Genomic DNA, 25,144 nt, shown 5'->3' on the forward strand with positions numbered 1-25,144 from the left:
TTCATAAAAAGTGGGAGAAGGCTTTCGAATTGCCCGGCCGATTCAAAGTTCCTACAGGGACACATAAGTGGGCTTCGCTTCACCATAAAGAAGTGCTCTCTTCAACCCCTGCTTGCGCTCTTGGTAGTAGTCAGGGCTAACCTTCTTCAGCTCCATCAGCATTTCAAGTTTCCCCATTTCCTTGTAGAACTCTTCCTCCCTTGGCCCTTCAGTAGGCTGCTTCGACGTATGCTCCCGGTTCCATTCCAGCATTTGCTTTTGAAACTCCAATACGTCTTTTCTCATAGAAGCAAAGACAACTGCTAACCCTATCAAAGGCGAAAAAAGGAGGGATACTATAAAGGCAGTACTAAACCCGCAGGTTCTGTCATCTCCAAGGGTGCCCACTAATGCAGATAGAGCTATCCATATGAAAGAGAGTAGCAGCATAATTCAATAAGGTTGGTGTGGTATATACTTACACAAGTATACAACTTTCTATGAGCGAAAACTAGCAATATTTATCGAACGGTTACAAGTTGTCTACCAGTAACATAGCGCTTGAATATCTATGGTTTAGGAGACAACTATACCATCATTATTCTAATAGAAAATAATGTCTTTAGCACAGTAAAGGAGCTAGGTGTCCGGCTGGGATACCGTACGATAAATACTTTTACCATTAGATAATAGCAGATAGCCACAGTTGTTAAACTATAGAATACCTTACTCTTTGAAAGTAGTAAACCCACGTTCTCAATTTAACTCCACACTATCAATGAAGGCAACCGCAACTAAAGGAGCCTTGGCTCTGATTCCTATCTTTTTATTTTTTATATACCTGTATTGCAATGCAGTCAACGTACCATACATTGATGATTTGGATCTGGTATCTACCATAAATCAAATACAGGCCAGCCCTTACGATCTTTTTGGAATACTGGTTCGCCAGCAGAATGATCACCGGATACTGTTCCCTCGTTTAGGTGTACTGGCTGTTTACTTTTTTACTGATCAAATTAATTTTAGGTACACCATTCTCTTAGGATTCTTTAATCTTGTTTTGTTAGCTTATGCGTTCTATCTGGTATATACGTCCTTCCGAAAGGGTATTGGTCTTTTTATACCGGTAGTTATTCTACTCTTTTCTCCTAATGTATATGCCAATCATATTTGTAGTATTTCTTCTTACCAACATACCCTATCAGTCGCTTTTTCTATAATTAGTTTATACTTTCTTCGCGAAGAGAAAAAGGCTCACTGGTACTGGTCTTTGCCTTTTGCAATGGCCTCTACCCTGACCATACTGGATGGGTTAAGTATACTACCGGTAGGTCTGTTATGGCTGTTTGTTCAGCGTCGCTACCGGGAAGTGCTACTTTTTGCGATCTTTTCTATAGTATGGCTGGGTATCTATTTTATAAGTTTTCAGTTCTCCGGGGCCTCTGCAAAAAGTTTTTCCGTAGCCTCCATATCTACCATACTTAGTAGCTTTGTAGCTTTTGTTGGATCTTCTGCCAAGGTACTATCCGATACCAATGCGGTAACTTTATCTATTATTCTGGGAGGATTTATCCTGGTTGGCTACGCAATTTTGCTTTTATACCGGACCATTGACGATGGCTTCAAACTACACGTAACTTCCTGGCTGCCTCTTCGTATTGAATTTATTGACATCTGCTTTCTGAGGTTACTCGCGACTAGTGCCATGGTTGCTATTGGAAGGTCCTACAACGGGGTGGAAGAGATGATGGCGGTTCGGTTCCAAATCTTTTCGATCAGTATCCTGATCCTGTTTTACCTGCTGCTGATTCGTACAGTTCGGGTCAATGGTACTTTGGCTGTGTTCTTTGTTGTGGGTAGTATCTTTATAAATATTTACTCTTACTTAAAGTACAAAAAAGCAATAGTTATCTGGAAACAGGAATTGAAAGCTGATGCTTACAACTACAAGTACAACCAGACTTTGTTACACCAGAACTTACCTGATCCGCCCAAAACTTTCTTTAAAAATTATGACTTTCCTGACTATTTCCACCAGGGAGTTATCCATGCCTGGAAAAGTGGTTTGACACATTCTTCTGCCATCAAAATTACTGCGAAAGAAGTATCAGAGAATAAGCTGTACGGTGACTATGTACATCCCATTTTAGATCTGGAAATTCACAATGCACCTAATACTATACCACCTGACGAAGCATTCTTATTATTTCAAAGCCATCAGGATACATCAAAGTGTTACTTAGTTGGCCTGCATGATAAAGATAGCTGGTTAAAGGACATTTTTAACGACTCTACGCGTACCTTTTCAGGTTACCTCCCATTAAAAATTCCCAGAGATTCATACAAAGTAAGCCTATGCTGGATAGATAATAACCGCCCACAAAGTATACTTATTTCAACTAAATATACGCTTTGAATAGCTACTGGTATAGAGTAATAGAGTACATCAATGGTATGTTATAGCTTTTCATTCAAAAGAAAGGTCTCTACCGGAGACCTTTCTTTTGAAATAAGTGAATAGTAAGTTTCAAAGAATTAAGCATATCGGATGGAAGGCCTTTGCTAGTTTGGCGGGAGTAGACAAAGTACCCAAAGTACTTTATTATTGTATTTTGTATTCATTACATGAATAGCAGCTACTCTAACACCCTCACAGCTTGAAGGTAATGGTGGATACTTTCTAGTTTCAAAAAAGCTTTATGCAAGTATTTGTAAGCGTAATAATTAAGTTGAGTATATGCCTGGCGGTGCTTATCTGCCTGATTAGCTGGACCAGAGAGAACGGTACCAAGCAGGCGCCGAAACAGCCTAATGTGGTGGTGATTCTGACGGATGACCAGCGCTGGGACGCGCTTAGTGTGGCAGGCAACCCTTACCTCAAAACACCTAACATTGACAGGCTGGCCGCAGAAGGTACTTTCTTCAAAAACTACTTTTGTACTACCTCGCTTTGCTCCCCCAGCCGCGCCTCTATCCTAAGTGGCAAGTACGCTCATGCCCACGGGGTGGTTAACAACTTCACAGAGTACCCTACCAACCTGCCCAGCTTTCCGGCGGTATTGCAGAAGGTGGGCTACGAAACTGCCTATATAGGTAAGTGGCACATGGGGGAGGAGAATGATAATCCGCGTCCCGGCTTCGACTACTTTGTCACCCATAAAGGCCAGGGGAAGTACTGGGATACCGAGTTTAATATCAATGGGCAGGGGAGTAAAGAGATCAAGGGATACTATACCAATGTAGTTACCCAGATGGCCAATAGTTGGCTGTCTAAGCAACGCTCGAAGCCTTTCATGCTGATACTGGGCCACAAGGCGCCGCATAGTTTCTATATTCCTGAACCTAAATATGCGAATGCTTTTGACGCAGTACATATTCCCTATCCTCAGAGCGCCTTTGAACTGCAGGATAAGCCGAAGTGGATTCAGCAGCGGTTGAATACCTGGCATGGTATATACGGTCCGCTCTTCGACTGGCGGAAGAAGTTTCCCGACTCATCCCCCGTGGCTGTAAAGGATTTTGAGAATATGATACATGCCTATTGGGGTACTATACTGTCGGTGGATGATAGTGTAGGGGAAATCTACCGTACCCTGCAGGAGATGGGCGAGTTGGACAATACCATCTTTGTATTTACATCGGATAACGGTCTGCTCAATGGGGAGCACGGTATGGTGGACAAGCGCACCATGCACGATCCCAGTATCCACATTCCGCTGGTCGTTCGGTATCCGGGACTGACTCCGGTTACTAAGCCGGTGGTGGTAGATAAGCAGGTACTTACGCTGGATATCGCTCCTACCATACTGGACCTGTGCGGAGCACCTGCCCTGAAGGATATTCATGGGCAAAGCTTTAAGCGTCTGGTACAGGGCGATGACAAGGGGTGGCGCAAGGCCTGGTTCTACGAGTATAACTATGAGAAGCAGTTTCCCTATACCCCCAACGTACGCGGTCTCCGTACTGATAAGTGGAAGTACATTCATTACCCAACCGGCGACAGCCGCCCCGACCAGCACATGTCGGAGCTGTACCACATTGCGGTTGATCCGGGTGAAGACCATAACCTGATCAACGATCCGAAGTACGCCGTCAAGCTCAAAGAACTAAAAGCAGAACTAGCCCGACAGCTCAATAAGACGGGTGCGAATCCGGACAGGATGCCGTTGGATGAAGGGATTAAATCAGAGCTACCGGAGCAGTCGGTTCGATAGCATGCGTTTATGACAATAAAATTTAAAGTAGTAGTAAAGAGTAAAGGATACAAAAAAGGAGAGCAGGAAGCCTGCTCTCCTTTTATATGTTTATTCCATCAGAAAAATTTCAGTTCTAGTAGCTGTCTGCCTGCTACCGCTTAGCTTCAAATAGCTCTTAGTATTAATTGCTTGATTTGCTCTTCAAGCCAAAACCGGTTACTCAATGCGTTATTAAAACACAATGATAGATAAAATTCTTAATATTGTAGCTACTGGAGTCACTGTATATTTTACATATTCATTCAAAAGATAGTAAATGACGTAGTGGCACTGCACTATTGCTGATACCATACCCATAAGTAATAGCAAAGTAAGTTTTGAGAAAGGCAATAAGTAGGAATTTATTTCATTATTGCTTTGTCATTAAACAAGCTTTTAATCCCTCTGAATCAATAATTTATTCTTGATATGTTCATTGCTCCTTTTTTCAAATCCTCAAACTCTCTCCTCCTGCTGCTACTAATCAGTACGGGCATAGGCTGTACTACTGAAAAAGCAACTCAGGAGTCGGCTGGTGAAACGGGCCAAAGTCTGGTAAGGGCGGTAAAGGGTGATACCACGGATATGGTATGGATTGGTGGTGGTAGCTATATGATGGGTAGTGATGAGTTTACTGATTCCCGGCCCGTACACTCAATTGAAGTGGATGGTTTTTGGATGGATGCCCATGAGGTAACCAATGCTGAGTTTGCCCGATTTGTGGAAGCGACGGGGTATAAGACGGTAGCCGAACGTCCTCTCAATCCCGCGGATTTTCCGGGAGTACCGACTGACAAACTGGTACCTGGTTCGGCGGTATTTACGCCTACGGCTCAGAAAGTCAATCTGGCTAATCCGCTTCAGTGGTGGACCTACGTACCGGGTGCTAACTGGCGTCATCCCGACGGGCCGCAGAGTAGTATCCAAGGTAAAGAGAACCTACCCGTCGTACACGTAAGTCATGAGGATGCCGCTGCCTATGCGGAGTGGGCCGGAAAGCGTCTGCCTACCGAAGCTGAATGGGAGTACGCCGCCCGGAGTGGTAATGGCAACCAGACGTACTACTGGGGAGAAGAGCTGAAGCCTAAGGGGCAATGGGTAGCCAACATCTACCAGGGCAGCTTTCCTGATAAAAACACGGCCGAAGATGGATTTGCGGGCATAGCTCCGGTAAAGACTTTTCCTCCCAATACCTACGGCCTCTATGATATGGATGGTAACGTATGGGAGTGGTGCAGCGATCTGTATCGTCCCGATTACTACATGAACTCCGCTAAAAAGAATCCTACCGGACCTACTGATAGCTATGATCCTGATGAGCCGGGGGCAGTTAAGTACGTGCAGCGGGGAGGATCATTCCTGTGCAGCGATGAGTACTGCATCCGCTATAAAGCCGGGAGCCGGGGCAAAGGTGAAGTAACCAGCGGTAGCAACAACCTGGGCTTTCGGTGTGTCAGGGACAAGGGAGAATAGGTTAAGTATGTACAGGCTTAGAACCTAACTAAAAGAAGCTCGGGATACTTATCTCGAGCTTCTTTTAGTTAGGGGTATATCTACTTAGAGCAAAAGAATTACTTGCCTGAGGTAACGGCTAGTATAAATACCAGGTTAGCACCAAAACCAACGGCCCAGTTAGTCCACGATTTGCGAGATTTTATCTTTTTCGCCTTTTGGGTGTAGCCAAGGTAGTACTCTTCCTGAGCCAGTAATTCCGGTTTAGGAGCTCCCAAGTTAACTTCTTTGGGAGTAGTAGACGAACAGGCAATGGCTGGTATAAGACCAACCAAAGGAGAAAACAAGCTGGCTATTAATGTACCAGTACCCGCTCCTTTGTACTTTTTGTAGTGCATTTCTGCATCTCGCTGACCTGCTACATACATACTTTTAGTAATTACCGGGGCGGCACTTGTACTATCTGCGTTGGCGACAGCCTGAGAAAATGAAGGGAGTGCAGACGCAACGAAAAAAAGGAAAAGTACAGTTTTAACAATTCGCATACAGTTAGATAGAGGTGAAATTGAAACAATGCATTTAACTAGGTGTATGTATTGCAAATTAGGTGCCGTATTCGACGTATTGTCTATCTAAATCCTGGAAATTTTATCGTACGGGAACATCAGAATGGTATCCCGAAAGGATTAACTTTCTTGCTATGTTCAAGCTCCACCATTTTGTAGGCAGGGTAAAATCCAGCAAAATCCTACATGGACTTACAGTAAGCTCATTATAGTTTGACTCTGGAAAGGCAGGTACTTCGTGGGCTAATTAAAGAATAGGGAGACAAAGGAGTCTATTGGGAATCTTAGTTAGAGGAGGCGAAAAAACAAAAAGACTCCTATATAGCCATGCGTGCTATATAGGAGTCTTTACTGTACCGGGGACGGGGGTCGAACCCGTACGAGCGTTTCGGCTCACAGGATTTTAAGTCCTGCGTGTCTACCAATTCCACCACCCCGGCCTCACAAACGGACAAAAGTCCGATGCTATCTTAAAAGAAAAGCACCGTTTCCGGTGCTTGCCTTTTCTGAGCAGAAGACGAGGTTCGAACTCGCGACCTCAACCTTGGCAAGGTTGCGCTCTACCAGCTGAGCTACTTCTGCGTGACCTTGTTCCTTTATTGTGATGCAAAGGTATGGGCTCTATCTATTCTACGCAAGTGTTGTCTGCAAAATTTTTTCTTAAAATTTAGTTTAAAAAATTAACAGGCTGTAAATCAGAAATGATACAGGCAGAGCGCTCCGAAAAAAATATTCAGGCCTATGCCCGCGAACAGATTCATACGCATGGTATGTCTGAAATTTGCCTCTTCCTGGTTCTTCAGGACAGCCCTCCACCAGTATCCAAAGTAGGCCAAAACCGGCCCCATGCACAGTACAAGTACAATCAGACTATCGGCGGAGCCGTACGTGGGGAAGTAAAACAGGAAACCTACAAAGGATAGAAGGAAAAAAAACGCTGCGTTGAGAAAGGTACCCCTGATGCCTACCAGACGACTGAAGGTAAGATCGCCGCGGCGGGCATCTTCCTCGTGCTGGTACACCTGCGTAAGGGGATATACCGCCCACAGATTAGAGGTACAGATGAGAGCAGGAATCAGGTACTTAGCCTGCATAAGCTCCGCTACCGGCAGCCTGCCCAAGACCTGCACCGTAGCCAGGTACGTAAATGCCCCCTGAAACAAACCAACGATGAGCCAACTCAGCAGGGGGTACTTCTTCAGGCGTATGGCCGGATAACTGTACGCTTTGGAGATAGAACCATAAATAATCAGATACAGTACAAACGGCAGCCCCAGTCCAGCCCACAGGGCAACAAATACCGCAATGATATCAAGGAGCCAGGCCGTGTAAAGCAGCTCCTTACTGACGGGAGGAGGGACCTCCAGCAGGCCTATGCTGCCTTCATCCTTGTCGTAGTAGCTGTTGTAGGCGTTGCTGGCCGGATACAGGAGCAGGTGGATGATCACGAGTGACCACAGGGCTATGAGCAGATCGGGAGCGGGAGTCTGGCTCAGGGCAAACAGGAAAACGGGAAGCAGAAACACCGAAAAGGGGATTCGCAGGTGTAGAAAGACATTCCGGATCATAGGCGGGCAATTCTTTAAAGGTGGGACTAAGAAAAGCAGAAAAGCACTCTGAACCAGTTGAAAACATACTGTTTCCACCAAAGGTTATGGTGGCACGTGTTTTTTATGAAGTTACAACATTTTATAAACAAAATCAATATAAAGTGACCATTAGTACTCAGCAACTTGCCTATATAACCTCCATAGGAACGGCTACGCCTCCTAACCGATTTGATCAGATGAGCATTGCTGAGTTTATGGCTAATGCCTTACACCTCGACGCTACGGGGCAGCGCCGTCTGCGGGCTTTGTATCGTAGTACTCGTATTCATCACCGATATTCGGTGTTGGCGGATTACGGAAAGGAGGTTGGAGATTTTACTTTTTACCCTAATACACCCGATCTGGAGCCCTTCCCTACGGTAAGCCAGCGTATGGATCTGTACCGCGAGCATGCCGTTCCCCTGGCCGAGAAAGCCATACGGGACTGTCTTATTCAGCGAGCAGTACCTATAGCCTCCATTACGCATCTTATTACGGTAAGTTGTACGGGTATGTATGCTCCCGGGCCTGACATAGAGCTGATTGAGCGGCTTGGTCTGCGTACCTCTACGCATCGGATGGCCATCAACTTCATGGGATGCTACGGAGCATTTAACGGTATGAAGGCCGCCGTAGCCATAGTCAAAGCCGATCCGGCGGCGAAGGTACTGATGGTGTGTACAGAGTTATGTACCATTCATTTTCAGAAAAAAAACGAAGAAGACCATCTGTTAGCCAACGCGCTGTTTGCGGATGGTTCGGCGGCTATACTGGTGGAGGGTGAGCCTGAAGAAGGTGTCCCAGCTCTTGAAGTAGCACAGTTTGCCTGTGAAGTACTCCCCGAAGGGAATCAGGATATGGCCTGGCACATCAGTGATTTTGGGTTTGAAATGAAACTTACCTCGCGGGTACCGGACGTACTGAAAAAAGGTATCCATAGCGTACTGGACAGAGTTATCGCGGCACAGGGTATTCAGCGCTCAGAGGTAGCTCTGTATGCCATTCATCCGGGAGGACGTCGTATTCTGGAAGTAATAGAACAGGTACTTGGTATTTGTGCCTGTGATAATGCACCTGCCTACGATGTACTGCGTGACTACGGCAACATGTCGTCGGTAACAGTCTTATTTGTTCTTAAGAATCTGTGGGAGCGCCACTCGGAAGCTGATGGGCGTTGGATTTTTACGAGTGCGTTTGGTCCGGGACTAACCGCCGAAACAGCTTTACTCCGGATAAAAGGGGTATAAAAGCGGGCTTTAATTTTCAGTATAAAGGATTGTATTACATGTACATACACAGACTCAGGTAGTACTACTAAAAAAGAGGTAGAAGCCCACTTATCAAAATTTATTTTTTCGGTAGAGCTAAAATAAGAACTTTGTATTTGCCTGTAAGTTTAGCAGGGAACACAACACAACTTTTCAATTTTTTTCGACCGACGTAACTTTAAAAAATGTTATCTAACGAAGTTCTCTTTTTTGTAGGCTTTATAGTCGTTATCGGCTTTATGCTACTGCTCGACCTGGGTGTTTTTAATAAAAAAGACCATGTGGTTAAGTTCGGTGAAGCAGCTGCCTGGACCGTAGCCTGGATAGCCCTGGCCCTGGGTTTTTATGTCATTATTAATACCCATGGTGATCTTATTCATGGTATTGAAAATTATGCTGATCTGGAACGGGTTAAAGAGCAATATGCTCCGCATCTGACGCTAATACCGGGCAACTTTGAGGAAAGTCTTGATATCTACCGGCGCAATATGTCGCTCGAGTTTATCACAGGTTATCTGCTTGAGTACGCGCTTTCCATTGACAACATCTTTGTAATCATCCTGATCTTTGCTTCTTTTGGTGTACGTGAGAAGTACTTCAAGAAGGTACTTTTTTGGGGAGTACTGGGCGCCATCATCATGCGCTTTATCTTCATATTTGTAGGCTCGGCCCTGATTCAGCGTTTCGAGTGGATTATCTACATATTTGGTATCATCCTGGTATACCAGGGAGCAAAAATATTCTTCCAGGGGAATGAAGATGAAAAGATCGAGCCCAATAAGCATCCGGTAGTTCGTTTTACATCCAAGTACCTGCCTGTGTACCCGCGCTACGTGAGGGAGCACTTTGTCGTTAAGAAAAATGATAAGTGGCTCTTTACACCGCTGTTCGTGGTAGTACTTATCATTGAGTTTACGGACCTTATATTTGCTGTGGATTCGGTACCGGCTATATTCTCTATTACCAAAGACCCCTATGTGGTATTCTTTTCGAATATATTTGCCATTATGGGTCTGCGTTCCATGTTCTTCTTCCTGAGCAACATCATGGGCTTATTCCGCTTCCTTAAGTATGGCCTTGGGGTACTGCTTATGTTTATTGGTGGAAAAATGCTGGCGCATCACTACCTTGAAGGAATTGGTTTCAAGACTGCCTACTCATTGTACATCATACTTGGTATACTGGCCGTTAGTATATTGGCATCAGTTGTTTTCCCCAAAAAGAATGAGGAAACAGCCAATCTGATCAATGATAATGAAGAACCACAGGAACAGATTAAAAAATAAAAATGAATAAAATCCTCAAAGCGTACCTCAAGCGATTAACTAATCTTAGTAGTAGGAATAAATCACTGCTGTTGACACGTTTGCCGGGGGAACAATTTGTGGATCTGCACGAGGGAGACTTCCTGCTGGGGAAGTACTCCTTTGAGCTGGTTCGGCAGCTTATTCAGCGAAAGGCACGCATCCCACTTTGCGATGTGCAGGACCCCCGCTACGACCGGGTGAATGAGCTAAGCCGTAAGCTACGGAAGATAACCCGAACAGAACGATTTATTGAAGAAGAACGAGGAGCCCGCGACCTGTACGTGGGCTATCCTTTTATCCGGGGTAAGCTATCGGATGGTTCTGTTATACATGCGCCGCTGCTTTTCTTTCCGGTAACGCTCCGGATGGACAGAGAGCAGTGGTGCCTCTTTGGGCGCGACGATGCCGAAGTTACGCTCAACCGCAGCTTTGCCCTGGCCTACGCCTACTTTAACGAAACTACCATACCCGATGAAGTAGTAGAGAAATCCTTTGATGATTTTCCGACGGATGCGCTGGAGTTCCGTACCCAGCTGTACGAGTGGCTGAAAACTACTCCATTTCGTATCAACTTCAATCAGCAACTCTTCGAAGATAAGATTCAGCCGTTCGAGGTACTGAAGAGCAGTGATCTGCAGACGCTGGAAAAAACCGGAGAGCTAAAACTATACGCGGAGGCGGTGCTGGGGATATTTCCGCAGGCTGGCTCTTACCTGGTACCTGATTATGATGTCCTGCTGGAGGTAGGGGAGGATGATCCTGGTTTTAATCTGCTTTCGCCTTATGCTGATGAATCTATTCAAAAAGAACCACCAGCTACGATCCTGCGCGAAGAGCAGGTACTGACGCCTTTCCAGACGGATGTTTCGCAGGAGAAGGTAATCCGGGCGGTCAAAAAAGGAGAATCGGTCGTGGTGCAGGGGCCTCCGGGTACTGGTAAGTCACAGCTGATCTGTAACCTGATGGCCGATTTTGCGGCTCAGGGCAAAAGGGTACTGCTGATATGTCAGAAGCGGGCCGCTCTGGACGTGGTGTACCAGCGCCTGCAATCGGTAGGACTGGCGCCTTTTGCCGCCCTTATCCATGACTTCCGCAACGACCGCCCTGAGCTATACCGTCAGCTGGCTAATCAGATAGAGCAGGTAGATGCATATCGTAACCAAAATTATAGCCTGGATGCCGTGGTACTAGAGCGGCAGTTTACGCAGGAAAGCCGGCAAATAGATCGGGTCGTAGAGGAGCTGGAAAGCTTTCGCAGCGCCCTATTCGATGAATTAGAGTGTGGAGTATCCATCAAGGAGCTATACCTTTCCAGCAATCCGGCTGCTCCCCACATTAGTCTGACGGATGTAGAAGGTAAGCAACTTTACCGGTTGTTCCGGCTGGATAGTGTTGAGGATTTCCGCCGTCGGCTCAGGCTTTATGCGGCTTATGCACAACGCATAGGTCCGGAGCATGGGTGGTACCAGCGCAGGAGTTTTGCCGACTACAGCATAAGTGAGTTGCGTCGTATGGAGCAGCTACTACACGACTGGCCCCTCTTTATGCAGCGCCAAAGGGAGCAGTTTGAAGCTGTAACAGGTGCTCCTTTCGCCGCTGAGTTCATAGAAGATCGGGATGAGGTACTTGAGCGTCTGTCGGATGTTCGTGAGCTCCTGCAGGACGATACTATATTCAAGCTATTTCAGGGATACCTCCGGGATACAGATCAATCCATCAGACGATTGGCACTGGTCCGGCAGATTGTCGCTACGCTGGAAGGGTGGGAGGGGATGGAAGCCACCTTACCCGCCACGGATCTCACACCATTCAGAGGGCAATTGATGAAGGCGGTTTCGGCTCGTCAATCGTGGACCAGCAGTCAGTGGTGGGAGTGGTTTGGCAGTGATAAGGATGTAATCCGGCGTGTAGCCGCCAGTAATGGATTAAGTACCCGGCTGGAAGATCTGGAAAGGTTGAGTCTGCTGCTTCGTAACCGCCTTCAAATGGAAGAGTGGTTACAGAATCCACTGGTACATTTTGAGGTAGATTACTTAGATAGAGTGCTCCCTAATGAAGAACAGTATACGCTATTTTTTCAAAAGAGTGAAAAAGCGTCAGATGCGGTAGTCAGGCTCCGCATTAAGCAGTGGAGTCAGGTACTGCATACATTGGCATTGAACGCATCTTCCAGAAGTACCTTTATAGAAGCCATTGATGCGTTGATCCAGTGGGTAGAGGCGTGGGAAGGTTCAGTTCATGCGTTGAGCCCATTTCTACTGCCGGAACAGATAAAAAGACTGATAGAAACACCGCAGTGGGCAAGCCAACTGCGTGACCAGTTACAGGCAGATTTTGACTCACTGGTAGAAATGGATCGGCTGTGGCAGCAAATGGCTCTTCATGAACAAGCCGTTACCACACAGGTGCTTAAGAAAAGCCAGGAAACAGCCAGTACTCAGCCCGAGGCGGTGGTGGCTCTGTTTGATAATAGCCTGCGCCTGGCCTGGATCGAATATATTGAGACCCGATTCCCGGACCTGAGGGCGGTATCGTCGCTCCGGATGCAGCAGTGGGAAGAACAACTCCAGGGTAGCATCCGTAGTAAGCAGAGCCTGAGCCGGGACATAGTACTTATAAAGCTGCGGGAGGAGACTTACCAGGACGTAGAGAATAATCGCCTGGGGAATCGGGTAACGTACCGGGAGCTGTACCATCAGGTCACCAAGAAGCGGAAGATATGGCCCATCCGGAAACTACTGGAAGAGCATTCCGAGGAGGTGTTTAGGCTAGTACCTTGCTGGATGGCTTCACCCGAGTCGGTGTCGGCTATGTTTCCGATGCAGAAAGACTTATTTGATCTGGTGATATTTGATGAGGCTTCGCAGTGTTATGCCGAGTATGGATTACCCGCCGCCTACCGGGGCCGTCAGATCGTGGTGACCGGTGATAGCAAACAGCTCCCGCCAAGTGACCTGTACCGGGTACGTTTTGAAGAAGGAGCCGAGGAGGAAGATGTACCCGTTGCACTGGAAGTGGATTCTCTGCTGGATCTGGCGGCGCAGACATTGTTAAAGTACCAGTTGGCTGGCCACTACCGGAGCCGCTCGCTGGACCTGATTGACTTCTCGAACCAGCACTTTTATAAAAATACACTACGCTTATTGCCTGACTTCCGGCACGTCAACGATGCGGAGCCGGGTATTAAGTACCTGAAGGTAGAAGGAGTATGGGAAAAGAATACTAATATAGCCGAAGCGGACCGGGTAGTACAGCTCTTGAAAAACCTGAGTACTACCGGGCAAAGCGTTGGAGTAGTTACTTTCAATTTTCACCAGCAGCAACTGATCCAGGAGCTGATAGAGCAGGAGAATGTCGCACTACCGGAGCTGTTTGTCAAGAATATTGAGAATGTACAGGGGGATGAGCGGGATGTGATCATCTTCTCGGTTGGATACGCTCCCGATATGCGCGGCCGGCTGGTGATGCAGTTTGGCTCGCTCAATACGCAGGGAGGCGAAAATCGCCTGAATGTGGCAATAACCCGAGCCCGCGAGCGGGTGTACATAGTTACCAGCCTGTGGCCATCACAGCTACAGGTAGAGCAAACGGCCAACGAAGGACCAAAGCTCCTGAAGGCTTATCTTCAGTATGCACTGGATGTGTCGGAGGGGAACTACCGTCCGCAGCCACTTCCAACGAAGACCTACCGTACCGACTGGCTACTGAAAGATAAACTGGCTCATAAGGAGCAGGGGCTGGTCAAAGAGCTTCCTTTTGCAGACCTCACCATTCGATCAGGAGGTACCTACCAGGGGCTTATTCTGACGGATGATGATCTGTACCACCAGAGCGCTTCGTCCAAAGAGCCCCACGCGTACTTGCCTATGATACTACAGCAAAAGAACTGGCCTTATAGCCGGGTATATAGCCGGGAGTACTGGCGAAGTGAAAGAGGAGTTGAGGTAAAATAAAAAGGCTGCCGCCGCGCGGCGACAGCCCTTCCTTCTTTTCTTATTTACAAACTACACATCACAAATCTGCACGCCCTGCTTGAGGGAAGTAAGCGGATCGCGCTTCGGGATAAACTCCTGACCTACGTAACCTTTGTAGCCTGTATCTACAATGGCCTTCATGATGGTCGGATAGTATAGCTCCTGGGTCTCGTCAATCTCGTTACGTCCCGGTACTCCTCCCGTATGGATGTGAGCAATGTACTGGATATTATCTTTGATCGTCCGGATGATATCTCCCTCCATGATCTGCATGTGGTAGATGTCATAGAGAAGCTTGAAGTTCTCCGAGCCGAGGCGCTTGCAAAGTTCTACTCCCCAGGCGGTATGGTCGCACATATAATCCTTATGGTCCACTTTGCTGTTGAGTAGCTCCATGACTAGCGTTACCTTATGCTTTTCGGCCGTTTTGATCAGACGCTGCAGGCCTTTCACACTATTCTCAAGACCCTGCTCATCACTCATGCCCCGGCGGTTGCCCGAGAAGCAGATCAGGTTTTTATAACCAGCAGCAGCTACCTTAGGTATATGTGCTTCGTAACTGGCTACCAACTCATCATGAAATTTAGGATCATTGAAGCCATCGGACAGGTTTTTATTAGCACCCCAGGGCATAGCGCAGTCCAGACCGTATTTCTTCTGAATAGGCCACTCTTCCGGACCCGTCAGTTCGATGGACTTAATACCCATCTCCTTGGCTGCTTTGCAAAGCTCCTCGAATGGGATCTTGCCGTAGCACCAGCGGCAAACGGAGTGATTTATACGTCCTTTCAGTTCAGCACCAAGTACTCGGTTAGTAGCTTCCATATGTTCACGTAGTGATTCGGCCACAGGCATTCCTACGGCCAGTCCGGCCATCTTTTTGACAGCGTCTCTGCGATTTGACTTCATTAGCAGCGTATTGAGTCGGGTTATGAATATATATCTTCTTAGTATACCAAAAGAAGTAACCGGCACTCACCAGCTACTTCTTTTGAAAATACAATTACTCTTATTCTTTGCAGATTAGAGCTCGCGGATACGAATATTGCGGTACCACACTTTATCACCGTGGTCCTGCAGGGCAATGTGGCCTTTATCAAAAGCGCCGAAACCGTTCCAGGTTTTAAACTTACTGTTGGCTACCAGAGCATTCCACTCAGGACCTGTGGTCGAGTATTCTACCACTTTCTTACCATTGAGGTAGTGCTGAGCTTTACCGTCATTGACTACGATCCGCATCTTGTTCCACTCTCCGGCAGGTTTTACTACCTTCAGGTCATTGGGAGGAATCATATCATACAGAGAGCCCGACTTGTGATTACCGTCTTTACCGGCAAATGAATCAGGATGCTTAACATCGTCCAGTACCTGTACTTCGGGGCCGGTAGCGTAAGGACAGCAGTACTTCTCGCCTTCCTGTACGTGGTACATGACACCACTATTACCACCTTCGCTGATCTTCCATTCCAGTTCTAGTTCAAAATCGCCGTATTGATTTACGGTTAACAGGTCGCCACCACCTTTTTCAGTAAGAACCATGGCACCGTCCTCGATCGCCCACTTATTAATTTCACCACCCTTCCATCTCTTCCAGTTATCAAATGACTTTCCGTCAAAGAGGGTTACCCATTTGCCTTTTTTCTGAGCGAATGATTCCGTCGGTTGAAAGGCAACAAGAGCTACCAGCATAGCTCCCAATACAAACATTTTCTTCATAGTAATACGTATAATACTGTTTTTGTTGTAAAACGTCGAAACCTATCTTATTTACCCCTAAAAAGCTAATTTTTGTTTTACTTTGTGCAGTTCGGATAAGAAATAGGCAGGGAATCAGGGGTAAGACCGGCTATGTCCCCGCTGCCCTATTGATAGCATATTTAACAAGGATATATCTACCCGGACCTATATACTTTAACCTTTAACATACACATGGCTTCCCTATTTTCTAAAATAGTAGCAGGTGAAATTCCCTGCCATAAAGTTGCGGAAACAGACGATTATCTGGCTTTACTCGATGTGTTTCCGGTAGCTCCCGGCCATACTCTGGTTATTCCTAAGAAAGAAGTGGACTACCTTTTTGACCTGGACAATGACCAATATCTGGGGCTGATGCAATTTGCGAAGCAGATCGCTCCGGCCCTGGAAAGAGCAGTTCCCTGTCGCCGCATTGGAGTGAGTGTAATTGGGCTGGAAGTACCTCACGTCCACATCCACCTTATCCCCATCAACAGCATGGATGACATGAACTTCAACAAGAAGATAAAGATGTCGCAGGAGGATCTAGCCGAAACAGCGGCCAAAATCAGGAGCTTTTTGTAAGTCTATAAGTTGATAGATAAAAGAACTTTCGGCTCATTGGAGGCGGGAGGGGCGCATTATCCATTCCCTACTTATATACTCTAAACTTAGAAAAGTCCTTCTTTACGAATACTAAGCATAAAACCGGTAGAGTTGCGGTATAACTCTCCTACGTCCGTTGCGATGGAGCCTTGAAGAAAAGTATTACCTCCTAGCCAACCCACTTTTCGCTTTATGGTCAGTAAGCCCGAAAACTGAGTGGGCTCGGCCTTGAAAGGTAGGTCATAGGTGCCGGCATTGCTGGAGTAGGAGAGTTTGGTGCTCCATACGTATTTCTGAAAAAAGGTACCTTTCAGGCCCAGATGCAGCACCCACACGCGGTTATTGCTGGTGTAACTGTATGCTGGCCAGAGTGGAGAGGTATCAGTTGTGGGAGGAATAAAAGGAGTACCTATAGTACGATCATAATAGGACCATCCATCACGTACCTGAGCATGGTTGAAGTAGTTATCACGGCCAAAGACACCTTGGTTAAATATGAATTCAGTACCGGCCTGGTTCTTTGTATACAAAATCTCAAAAAGTCCTTCGGCCAACTCAAAGTTGGCCCCGTAAAAATTCTTGCGGCGTATCCTAATTCCGTTCAAACCGTCTTTAATATTCTTAAGTCTGAACAACGATCCATCTTCATATATATTCTGACGGTATAGGAACCAGGTCACGCCGTACCCTTCCAGTTCAAGACCCAGGTCTACCGTTCCCAGATGATTGCCTACTCTCGCGTTATCAAAGCTGTGGTATGAGCTATCTGCTGGTGGGGAGAATGGGTCTCCTATAACTACTCGTAAGAAATCAGAGAACCGATTAGGCATTTGGCTTTCAGTAGTCTCATAGGGAGTTTTTCCACCCCACTGAGCCTGGTGATTCATCCCTCCGTAAAGCTTTAGGTTGCCATTGGGGTTGGCTAAACGGAAGTAAAGCGCTTTTTGATGAAATTTTAAATCTTTTGTAATAGGACGGTTGTTTTCAAACCAACCATGCGCTACAAATCCCTGTACAGCCAGCCACCCATGAGTATATGGTACGGTGGTAAATTGTGTCAGACCCAGCTGCACTTTAGGAATAGGTAATGCATTACCTGACCAGGCGTATGATCCAGTTCCCAGCGTACTATCAGCCAGACCTATATATTGTTTCTTGCGACCTGCATATAGCTCCCAGTTGCCATGGCGCACAGTACCGTACGCCTGGGGTAGCAAAATACCAGACTTAGTAGATATACCTGGCTTGTTGTATAAAAAAGTGTTTCCAACGGCCTCCATGCCAAAACCAGCCTTCCACCTGTTGGTAGCTAAGCTTTTGGTAGATAATGTCCATAGCTTGTCCACTCCCGCGCGTAGGCTTATGACGGAGCCTTCACGAGGGACTATACCAAACTGATTGGCCTGATGCCAGAAGGGAGTACGATCAATGGAGGATTGTAATGCTGCTAGTTCTATATAATTGTGGGAGGTATCTGATAAGCTACTACGCCAGGCGAATAGAGGTAATGAAGACAGCAGGAAGAAGATAGAAGCACACAGGCGTACCAAGCTCATGAATAAGAATATCCTTTTAGGATGGGTTATCTACAAAAGTAACAATAGGAGGCATATTCCAGAAAAGTAGCAGGTATAATGAATGGCAAAAAATTGTATTAAACCAATATATCAGTTACCGCCCCATGCGGTTGATAATAACAAAAGTGGTCAGAAAGATAATTTTAATCTCAAGCGCCAGACTCCAGTTTTTGATATAGTACAAGTCATACATGAGCTTGTGACGTGCATCATATACACCTGCTCCATAGCTATACATCACCTGAGCATAGCCTGTAAGTCCAGGCTTTACGTTGTGGCGGAGATTGTAGTACGGGATTAGTTCTTCAAACGTTTGGGTAAATACCGGACGCTCAGGCCGAGGCCCCACCAGTGACAACTGTCCTCTGAATATATTCAGGAGCTGAGGTAGCTCATCAATACGGGTTGTTCTCATGAAAGCACCATATTCAAATACACGGGTATCACGTTTTCTGGAAAAAGCAGCGCCATTTGCTTCGGCATCCAGCCCCATAGAGCGAAATTTAATACAGCCGAAAGGCTGTTCTTTGAGGCCTACCCGCTCCTGATGATAAAAAACGGGTCCGGGTGACTCTCTCTTTATTTTAACTATGCTGAGCAGCCATACAGGGAAGCTAAAAAGAATAAGTAGAGCCGAAAAGATAAAGTCAATACATTGTTTAGCTATACGTACCTGGTAATTAAACTGAGGCTTTACCGGCATAGTTGGGTTTTCCTCCAGTACAGAATGAGGGATGTAGATTTTATGAAGGTACTTCTCACAGAAATCAAATACAGTAGTAATGCGGATTGTTTTATTGTTATGGGCGATTAAATCATACACAATGTGGTACTTTTCGTCATAGATAGGGTTTACAATGAGATGAATTTTACTATAATCTACAAGTAGAGGTCGTACCGTCTGATTTAATAGATAATCATCATCTACAGTGCGGGGAACTAGTATGATCTCACTATACCGCTTCAGAAGATAAACAAGCCCTTTTTTATCCAGAAAATAGTCATAACTGGTGATAATCAGAACTTCCTTCGACATAGCAATTTTGCTTTTCAACCGATGGGTGTAGGTTCTGGATGTATGAGTCTGGGTAGAAGTTCTGTTCATACGCGAAGGCATGTGGATTGTGCCCGAAATTATACTTAAATATAAGTAAATAAAATTAAGTTTAATTTTTATTTATCGAACGGTATAGTTAGGTAAAGTACTGATTTAGTTTTAGTAAGTATCTCCTTACCCAAAATTTTAAAGGAATGGGTTGCTTATGCTTCAACCAAATTTGTACAATCTCAGTATTGCCTGTTAAAATATTCCTAAAAGATTTGTTTGTGGCTCCACCAAGTCGCATATGTACAAGTACTTCGGGTAAATAAATAGATTTGAAGTTGTATAGCTTTAACATTCGGAAAATTAGTTCGTAATCAGCGGCAAGTTTGAAGTTAAGGTCGAATGTGCCAGCTTTCTTAAATACGTGACTTCGGGCAAAGAAGGAAGGATGAGGAGGGACATAGCCGTCTTCAAAGAAATCATTATAATAATTTTGACACTTCCAGTAACGTACTTTACTAGTAGTAGACTCTGATTCCACATATATGAGATCTCCGTATACTATATCTACTTCTGGATTGGTATCAAAAATATTCATAACTTTTATTAGTACATTTTTATTAGCATATAGATCATCAGAGTTTAAAAATCCAATAACTTCTCCAGTAGCTAGACGTAATCCCTTATTCATAGCATCGTAAATGCCGTTATCAGGCTCGCTAATCCACCGGCTAATCTTATCATTGAAGTGCTTTAGAATATCGATACTTCCATCGGTGGAGCCTCCATCTATAACGATGTATTCAAGAGAATCTACCTGTTGAGAAAGTACTGAATTTATAGTCTCTTTGATAGTACTTGAACTATTATATGCAACTGTAATAATAGATACAGGTAGTGACATCAATTATCATTGAAAATAGATTAATTAAAATTTAAAGCATTAAAAGGTGTCAAAGTCACCTTACAATTGTTAAAAGCAAGCCTCTCAGCATATTAAGTCTAAAATGGATTTTAGTTAATAGACTATTCTTGCTTTTTTGTGTTGCTGTATAGGGGGTTGCATTAGATTCATGCCTTCGGTATAGCATCGTAACATCCTGTATAAATTCAACTTTATAGTAAATGGCACAAATCATACCAATCCATATATCGTGCATAGGGATATAGGCAGGAAAAGGAAGAATCTTTCTTAGAACAATTCTTTTGAAAGCCAAACAACAACCTAGATAAGGATTGCTTAGAAAACTATGAATAAACCTTTCCTTCCCAGATATTTTATAATAGTCAAAGTAAGAAAGATGGGTAATGCTAAGATCTTTATCAACAATTGAACAATTTGAGACTAGAAGGTCTGCATTTGTCCTCTCAAAGAATTCAAGGAAAGTGCTTACTTTGTTCGGGAGCCAGATATCATCCTGATCACAAAGAAAAATCAAATTGCCAGAGGCACGAGTGATTGCATGTTCAAAGTTAAATATAGGACTCCTAAACTTATTATTCTTGAAAATTTTAATTCGTTTATCTTTTAGACTATCAGCTAAAAATACGGTATTATCTATTGAAGAATCATCAGAGATTATAATCTCGTCATCAACGTCCAGTTGAGGTAGTATAGAACTCAATTGGTCCAAAATGTAATTTCCACCGTTATATGTTGCTATGCAGACGGAAATGGTACTGCGCTCCATACTGTCAAATAAGTGAAATATATAAATCTTTATATCTACTGGTAGCTGTCTCCAGACTATATGTGGAATCTAATAAAGCTTTTACCTTATGTGGTGGAAGCTTTTCCTTACATTTTAACTTATCCGTATTAGTCTTTACAAAATCAATGATAGTTGCAGATTCAAGATTTTCAAGTATAAGGCCAAAGTCATTAATAGTAACATGCTCAGAGGCATCTCCTATATTATCTGTGATAATAACTTTAAGACGAGATGCTATATATTCAGCAAATTTGATAGGTGCAGCAACGAGGTTAACTAAATTGTTTTCTCTTAGAAGGATACCATAATCGCATAATGAAAGTATGTTTTTTACCTCACTGCTTTTAACCTTAGTAATATGATATGAACCCGCTGGTAAAGTCCCTAATACAAGCATTGCCGCCTTTTCGACCTGAGGAGTAAGAACTAAAAGGCGGGAGTGAGGATTGAACTTATATATATACGAAAATAATTCTAATACTTTAGGAAATTGCTGCCAGACATCAATGGAGCCAGAATATACAAAGGTATTATGCGAACTATCGAAAAAATGATAGCCTTGATTATGAGACGATGTATCGCGTATGGGCTCGATGAAAGTAGGAATCACATGAATAGGAGATCGCCGAAAGTTCCACCTTTGCACATAATTGTAGAAAGGGTGGGATACTACAACTATGGCGTCACATATATTGATAAATAGCTTTTCCGCTACTAGGAAGACGAGAAAGCTAATATAGTACTGAAGCTTCTTTGAAAAAGAAGTACTTGACTTAGATCTTAGTAAAAATTCATGTGCCATTACGCCACGCATATCAAAGATTATGGGAATATCTATAAATAGGCGAAAAATAGCGACAGCAAACATAGGTAGGTAACTTCTTATATGCAGGAGATGATATCTCTTTCTGTGTTTGAAGAGCCAAGCTGTTAATGTAAAAACTGATAATAAATAGCTCCTTCTTTTAAAGAATATAAAACCAGTAGAAGCCGGGTACTGTTTTATAAATTGGCTGGAGTCAAACGTAATAATATCAATTAAATACTCATTATTTAGCTGCTTTACTAAACTTACAACCTGGGAATGAAGTATAGAGTCATTCTCTAAACTCTCAAATGTTATGTAGAGGACCTTCTTCATACCGAAATATGGAATTTTATAATTTAGTAGCAATAAGAATTGTTTCAAATCTAAAAATTGGTTTTTGCATAAATTTTATTTTTTTAACAATCGAAAGTAGAAGTCTATTGTTTTCTATATAGCACATCCACTTAGCAGGAAACCTAATGAAAAAGAGAAGAAATTTAATTTTACGAATAGGTAAAGGAGTTGAGAAGTTTGAAAATCCACGGCTAGAAAGCTCGTTTATTAATTCAGAATAAGTGGTTTCATTTAAGTGTGTGCCCATTGGAGTTGTTTTGCCTGAATAAGTAAAGTCGCATATTCTTGTTACGTCCCAAGGACCAAATAACTTATTGGGAACAAGAAAAATAACCTTACCATTTCTTTTAACAGCATTAGATATTGAGTCCAGAAGAAAATCCTTGTCACGTTTAGAAATATGTTCATATACATTATCTAAAACTACTACATCAAATTTATACTTAATATCAAATTTTATAATGTCTTCATTAATAAATTTGATGTTGTCTGAAATATCAGTTGGAGTGATTGTAGATATATCGATACCCATAAGAAGTTTGTGAGAGTAGCTGTTATGTATTGCATATAGGAGTGCTCCATCTCCACATCCAACATCCAGAATAGATTTATCTTTGAATTCTTTCTTAAATAGAAAAGAAACTTTTTTCTTTTCTAAGATTCTTGATTTATAATCAAGGATTCTATCCTTGCCATACAAGGAATGAACATTGGAATATACTAACTTGTAAAGTTCTTTTCTTTTTTCAAATGAGGTTTCAGACTGGATATCAATGTTGAATTTTTTTTCAATTTCAAAAGCTTCAACTAAGTTTTTTTTATCAATTTTAATATATTTACTAAATTGGTCTAGATATGGATAACTCATTGCTATTAAGAATTAAAGGCTATGGAAAGATTTTGAAGATAAAAATCAATTAGAATTTATTGCCATCGTACCTAAATAAAAAAAAATGAATTCATTTAAAATAATATCCCCAGAAAACATCGAGTTAATAATAAAAAAGTATAAAAGATATTTGTTATTATTATTGCCGAAGTTTTTAATAATATAAATAACAAAAATAAATAATATCGTTGTGAATAAAATTCCTAATTCTACAATTAGCTCAAGAAGAATATTGTGTGGGTAGTAACGTGAATTAGAAATCATTCCAGTATATAATAAAGAAAAGTCACCGATTCCTAATCCTAGAAGGAAAAGCCTATCTAAGTTGCTTATGATTAAACCCAAAGTTCTAGGCCATACTACAACTCTACTTGTTTCATAATCTTCTCCAATAGCATAGTCTGGAACAAACCTGAAAAATCTTTGTGTAATGAATTGGTTTGATTGTAAATTATTTAATAAAATTAATAAAGCTGGAATGGTAATTAGAGTCAAAACAATGAAATACTTTTTATTAAAGTTATTGGTAGCTGTAATAGTTGAGAAATTTGAATAAAAATAAATTATATAAACAATTAAAAGAGAAAGTAAAGGTCCTTTTGATCCAGCAAAATATATAATTGGAGTGGAAAGTAACAGTATAATAAATGTAATTGTTCTATTTTTTAGAATTACTCCTGCTACAAGGATTAGTTCGCAAGTAATTCTTGAAATCCATATTGGATTTAAATTCCCAATATATATTCTATTATTGGCAGCAAATATATTTGGCTTCGTATATACAAAAAATAATATTAAAATAAGAAAAAAGAAGCCACAAAAAACATATCCTTTTAAAAAAAAATCTATTTTACATCCAATTATTAGTCCTAAAAATAAAATTGGAAGTATTTTTATTAAAATCATTTCAAATTTATAGATAGAATACTCACTTTTAGAGGATATTAAAAACGAAATAAGAACGAAAAACAAAATGAATAGAAAAAAAAACAGTACTAATCTTGGTATAAGTAATTTTTTCTTTATAAAGAATAATATTGTCAAGATAATTAATGGAATTAACGATAATCCCTTAAAGTTGGGAAATAAGCCTAAACAAATATTGGGCAATCCAAACAAAAAACCTAGAAATATATAAAGTTTATGTTGTTTATCCATTTGTTTGCAAATATTTTTAAAAGTAAAATAAAGTATCGTGTATACGTTACTGTAAGGCCTAACAATATACCTCTTGTTCTGCAATGTGTCATATAAAAATCATAATTAAGCTTTAAATTGTATATAGATCGTTTACTATATAATAATTGAATACCTAGTTTTAAATTATCATACTTGTTATTAATGCCCGAATGAGTTGGGTCATTGTAAATAACTAAATTTGGGGAATACATTAATTTGAATCCATGTTCTTTTGCTCTTAAACAGAAATCAGCATCACCTTTATACTGAGGAAACTTATTATTATTGAATGGTCCAATTTTCTCATACAGGTCCCTAGTTATAAGCATACCCATGCCTCCTGACCAGTCAACATATTCATAGTGATTGTACAAGTCAGAATCTAATGCTTTATTTCCAATGATTGTTGTTAAACCTGTATGAGTATTAAATCTGCAACCACAGGAAAAGATTATATCATTATCATTTTTATCTTTATATAATATCTTAGAGCATAGAAATTCCAATTTATTTAATCTTTTGATTTCATGCGGTAAGTTATTAAAATACTCTTTCTCAGCTATTATATCATTGTTCCAACATAAAGCGTAATCACAGGATAATACATTAAATGAATACTTTAAACCTTTATTCATAGCACCGCTCCACCATAAACTTCCATTGCCTTTTAATATATGGATATTTGGAAAATGTTCCTTAATCCATTTTTCACTTTCATCAACGGAGCCATCATCTATAATAATTATTTCATAAGAAATAAAATTTTCAACCTTGTTTAATAAATTTGATAAATTTATTAAACATAATTTTGTATAATCTAAACTATTGTGGATTGCTAGTACAATTGCTATTTTCATTTTATTGATC

Annotated in this window: 20 protein-coding genes and 2 tRNA genes; 7 read left to right on the plus strand and 15 right to left on the minus strand. The window is 42.6% G+C overall.

Annotated elements, in window-relative coordinates:
• Nucleotides 1-51: 51 nt before the first annotated feature.
• Nucleotides 52-285 carry a hypothetical protein gene (locus tag JUB14_RS06100; RefSeq protein WP_207504982.1) on the minus strand — a complete coding sequence of 78 codons (234 nt, stop codon included), beginning with the start codon at nt 283-285 and terminating at the stop codon, nt 52-54.
• Nucleotides 286-1,264: 979 nt separating this feature from the next.
• Between JUB14_RS06100 and JUB14_RS06105 the strand changes: the two genes are divergently transcribed.
• The 3 genes from JUB14_RS06105 (at nt 1,265) to JUB14_RS06115 (ending at nt 5,690) form a co-directional block, all read left to right on the plus strand.
• The gene (locus tag JUB14_RS06105) at nt 1,265-2,398 is read left to right on the plus strand and encodes a hypothetical protein (RefSeq protein WP_207504983.1); all 1,134 of its coding nucleotides are present in this window, start codon (nt 1,265-1,267) and stop codon (nt 2,396-2,398) included.
• A gap of 283 nt (nt 2,399-2,681) precedes the next feature.
• Nucleotides 2,682-4,196: a sulfatase family protein gene (locus JUB14_RS06110; protein ID WP_207504984.1), complete on the plus strand. Its 1,515-nt coding sequence runs from the start codon at nt 2,682-2,684 to the stop codon at nt 4,194-4,196.
• 450 nt (nt 4,197-4,646) lie between these two features.
• Complete coding sequence (locus tag JUB14_RS06115; RefSeq protein WP_207504985.1) at nt 4,647-5,690, plus strand: formylglycine-generating enzyme family protein; 1,044 nt, start codon at nt 4,647-4,649, stop codon at nt 5,688-5,690.
• Nucleotides 5,691-5,788: 98 nt separating this feature from the next.
• Here the strand turns inward: JUB14_RS06115 and JUB14_RS06120 are convergent, their stop codons facing one another.
• The 4 genes from JUB14_RS06120 to JUB14_RS06135 form a co-directional block, all read right to left on the minus strand.
• Nucleotides 5,789-6,097, minus strand: a complete 309-nt coding sequence (locus JUB14_RS06120) for a hypothetical protein (RefSeq protein ID WP_207504986.1) — start codon at nt 6,095-6,097, stop codon at nt 5,789-5,791.
• A 492-nt stretch (nt 6,098-6,589) separates the two neighbouring features.
• Nucleotides 6,590-6,675, minus strand: a tRNA-Leu gene (locus JUB14_RS06125).
• A 69-nt stretch (nt 6,676-6,744) separates the two neighbouring features.
• Nucleotides 6,745-6,817 (minus strand) — tRNA-Gly (locus JUB14_RS06130).
• A 113-nt stretch (nt 6,818-6,930) separates the two neighbouring features.
• Nucleotides 6,931-7,803: a UbiA family prenyltransferase gene (locus JUB14_RS06135; RefSeq protein WP_207504987.1), complete on the minus strand. Its 873-nt coding sequence runs from the start codon at nt 7,801-7,803 to the stop codon at nt 6,931-6,933.
• Between the two features lie 143 nt (nt 7,804-7,946).
• Here JUB14_RS06135 and JUB14_RS06140 point away from each other — a divergent pair, with 143 nt between their 5' ends.
• The 3 genes from JUB14_RS06140 (at nt 7,947) to JUB14_RS06150 (ending at nt 14,352) form a co-directional block, all read left to right on the plus strand.
• Nucleotides 7,947-9,071: a type III polyketide synthase gene (locus tag JUB14_RS06140; RefSeq protein WP_310586111.1), complete on the plus strand. Its 1,125-nt coding sequence runs from the start codon at nt 7,947-7,949 to the stop codon at nt 9,069-9,071.
• A 206-nt stretch (nt 9,072-9,277) separates the two neighbouring features.
• Nucleotides 9,278-10,378 carry a TerC family protein gene (locus tag JUB14_RS06145; protein WP_207504989.1) on the plus strand — a complete coding sequence of 367 codons (1,101 nt, stop codon included), beginning with the start codon at nt 9,278-9,280 and terminating at the stop codon, nt 10,376-10,378.
• Between the two features lie 2 nt (nt 10,379-10,380).
• Complete coding sequence (locus JUB14_RS06150; protein WP_207504990.1) at nt 10,381-14,352, plus strand: AAA domain-containing protein; 3,972 nt, start codon at nt 10,381-10,383, stop codon at nt 14,350-14,352.
• A gap of 51 nt (nt 14,353-14,403) precedes the next feature.
• On the opposite strand, the gene JUB14_RS06155 is transcribed toward JUB14_RS06150, so the two are convergent.
• Both JUB14_RS06155 and JUB14_RS06160 read right to left on the minus strand, forming a co-directional pair.
• Nucleotides 14,404-15,282: a hydroxypyruvate isomerase family protein gene (locus tag JUB14_RS06155; protein WP_207504991.1), complete on the minus strand. Its 879-nt coding sequence runs from the start codon at nt 15,280-15,282 to the stop codon at nt 14,404-14,406.
• A 114-nt stretch (nt 15,283-15,396) separates the two neighbouring features.
• Complete coding sequence (locus tag JUB14_RS06160; protein WP_374757806.1) at nt 15,397-16,080, minus strand: 3-keto-disaccharide hydrolase; 684 nt, start codon at nt 16,078-16,080, stop codon at nt 15,397-15,399.
• 222 nt (nt 16,081-16,302) lie between these two features.
• Here JUB14_RS06160 and JUB14_RS06165 point away from each other — a divergent pair, with 222 nt between their 5' ends.
• Nucleotides 16,303-16,692: an HIT family protein gene (locus JUB14_RS06165; RefSeq protein WP_207504993.1), complete on the plus strand. Its 390-nt coding sequence runs from the start codon at nt 16,303-16,305 to the stop codon at nt 16,690-16,692.
• Nucleotides 16,693-16,778: 86 nt separating this feature from the next.
• On the opposite strand, the gene JUB14_RS06170 is transcribed toward JUB14_RS06165, so the two are convergent.
• The 8 genes from JUB14_RS06170 to JUB14_RS06205 all read right to left on the minus strand — a co-directional run bounded on the left by JUB14_RS06170 (nt 16,779) and on the right by JUB14_RS06205 (nt 25,134).
• Nucleotides 16,779-18,269: a capsule assembly Wzi family protein gene (locus tag JUB14_RS06170; RefSeq protein ID WP_207504994.1), complete on the minus strand. Its 1,491-nt coding sequence runs from the start codon at nt 18,267-18,269 to the stop codon at nt 16,779-16,781.
• Between the two features lie 115 nt (nt 18,270-18,384).
• Nucleotides 18,385-19,395: a sugar transferase gene (locus JUB14_RS06175; RefSeq protein WP_207504995.1), complete on the minus strand. Its 1,011-nt coding sequence runs from the start codon at nt 19,393-19,395 to the stop codon at nt 18,385-18,387.
• An 88-nt stretch (nt 19,396-19,483) separates the two neighbouring features.
• Nucleotides 19,484-20,239, minus strand: a complete 756-nt coding sequence (locus JUB14_RS06180; protein ID WP_207504996.1) for a glycosyltransferase family 2 protein — start codon at nt 20,237-20,239, stop codon at nt 19,484-19,486.
• A 55-nt stretch (nt 20,240-20,294) separates the two neighbouring features.
• Complete coding sequence (locus JUB14_RS06185) at nt 20,295-21,026, minus strand: glycosyltransferase (RefSeq protein WP_207504997.1); 732 nt, start codon at nt 21,024-21,026, stop codon at nt 20,295-20,297.
• A gap of 4 nt (nt 21,027-21,030) precedes the next feature.
• Nucleotides 21,031-22,236 carry a glycosyltransferase gene (locus JUB14_RS06190; protein WP_207504998.1) on the minus strand — a complete coding sequence of 402 codons (1,206 nt, stop codon included), beginning with the start codon at nt 22,234-22,236 and terminating at the stop codon, nt 21,031-21,033.
• The gene (locus tag JUB14_RS06195) at nt 22,205-23,077 is read right to left on the minus strand and encodes a class I SAM-dependent methyltransferase (protein WP_207504999.1); all 873 of its coding nucleotides are present in this window, start codon (nt 23,075-23,077) and stop codon (nt 22,205-22,207) included. Before JUB14_RS06195 ends, JUB14_RS06190 begins: the two co-directional genes overlap by 32 nt.
• A gap of 45 nt (nt 23,078-23,122) precedes the next feature.
• The gene (locus JUB14_RS06200; RefSeq protein ID WP_207505000.1) at nt 23,123-24,256 is read right to left on the minus strand and encodes an O-antigen ligase family protein; all 1,134 of its coding nucleotides are present in this window, start codon (nt 24,254-24,256) and stop codon (nt 23,123-23,125) included.
• The gene (locus JUB14_RS06205) at nt 24,223-25,134 is read right to left on the minus strand and encodes a glycosyltransferase family 2 protein (RefSeq protein WP_207505001.1); all 912 of its coding nucleotides are present in this window, start codon (nt 25,132-25,134) and stop codon (nt 24,223-24,225) included. Before JUB14_RS06205 ends, JUB14_RS06200 begins: the two co-directional genes overlap by 34 nt.
• Nucleotides 25,135-25,144 lie beyond the last annotated feature (10 nt).

Origin of the sequence: Telluribacter humicola (assembly GCF_017355935.1) — a bacterium.
Taxonomy (GTDB): Bacteria; Bacteroidota; Bacteroidia; order Cytophagales; family Spirosomataceae; genus Telluribacter; species Telluribacter humicola.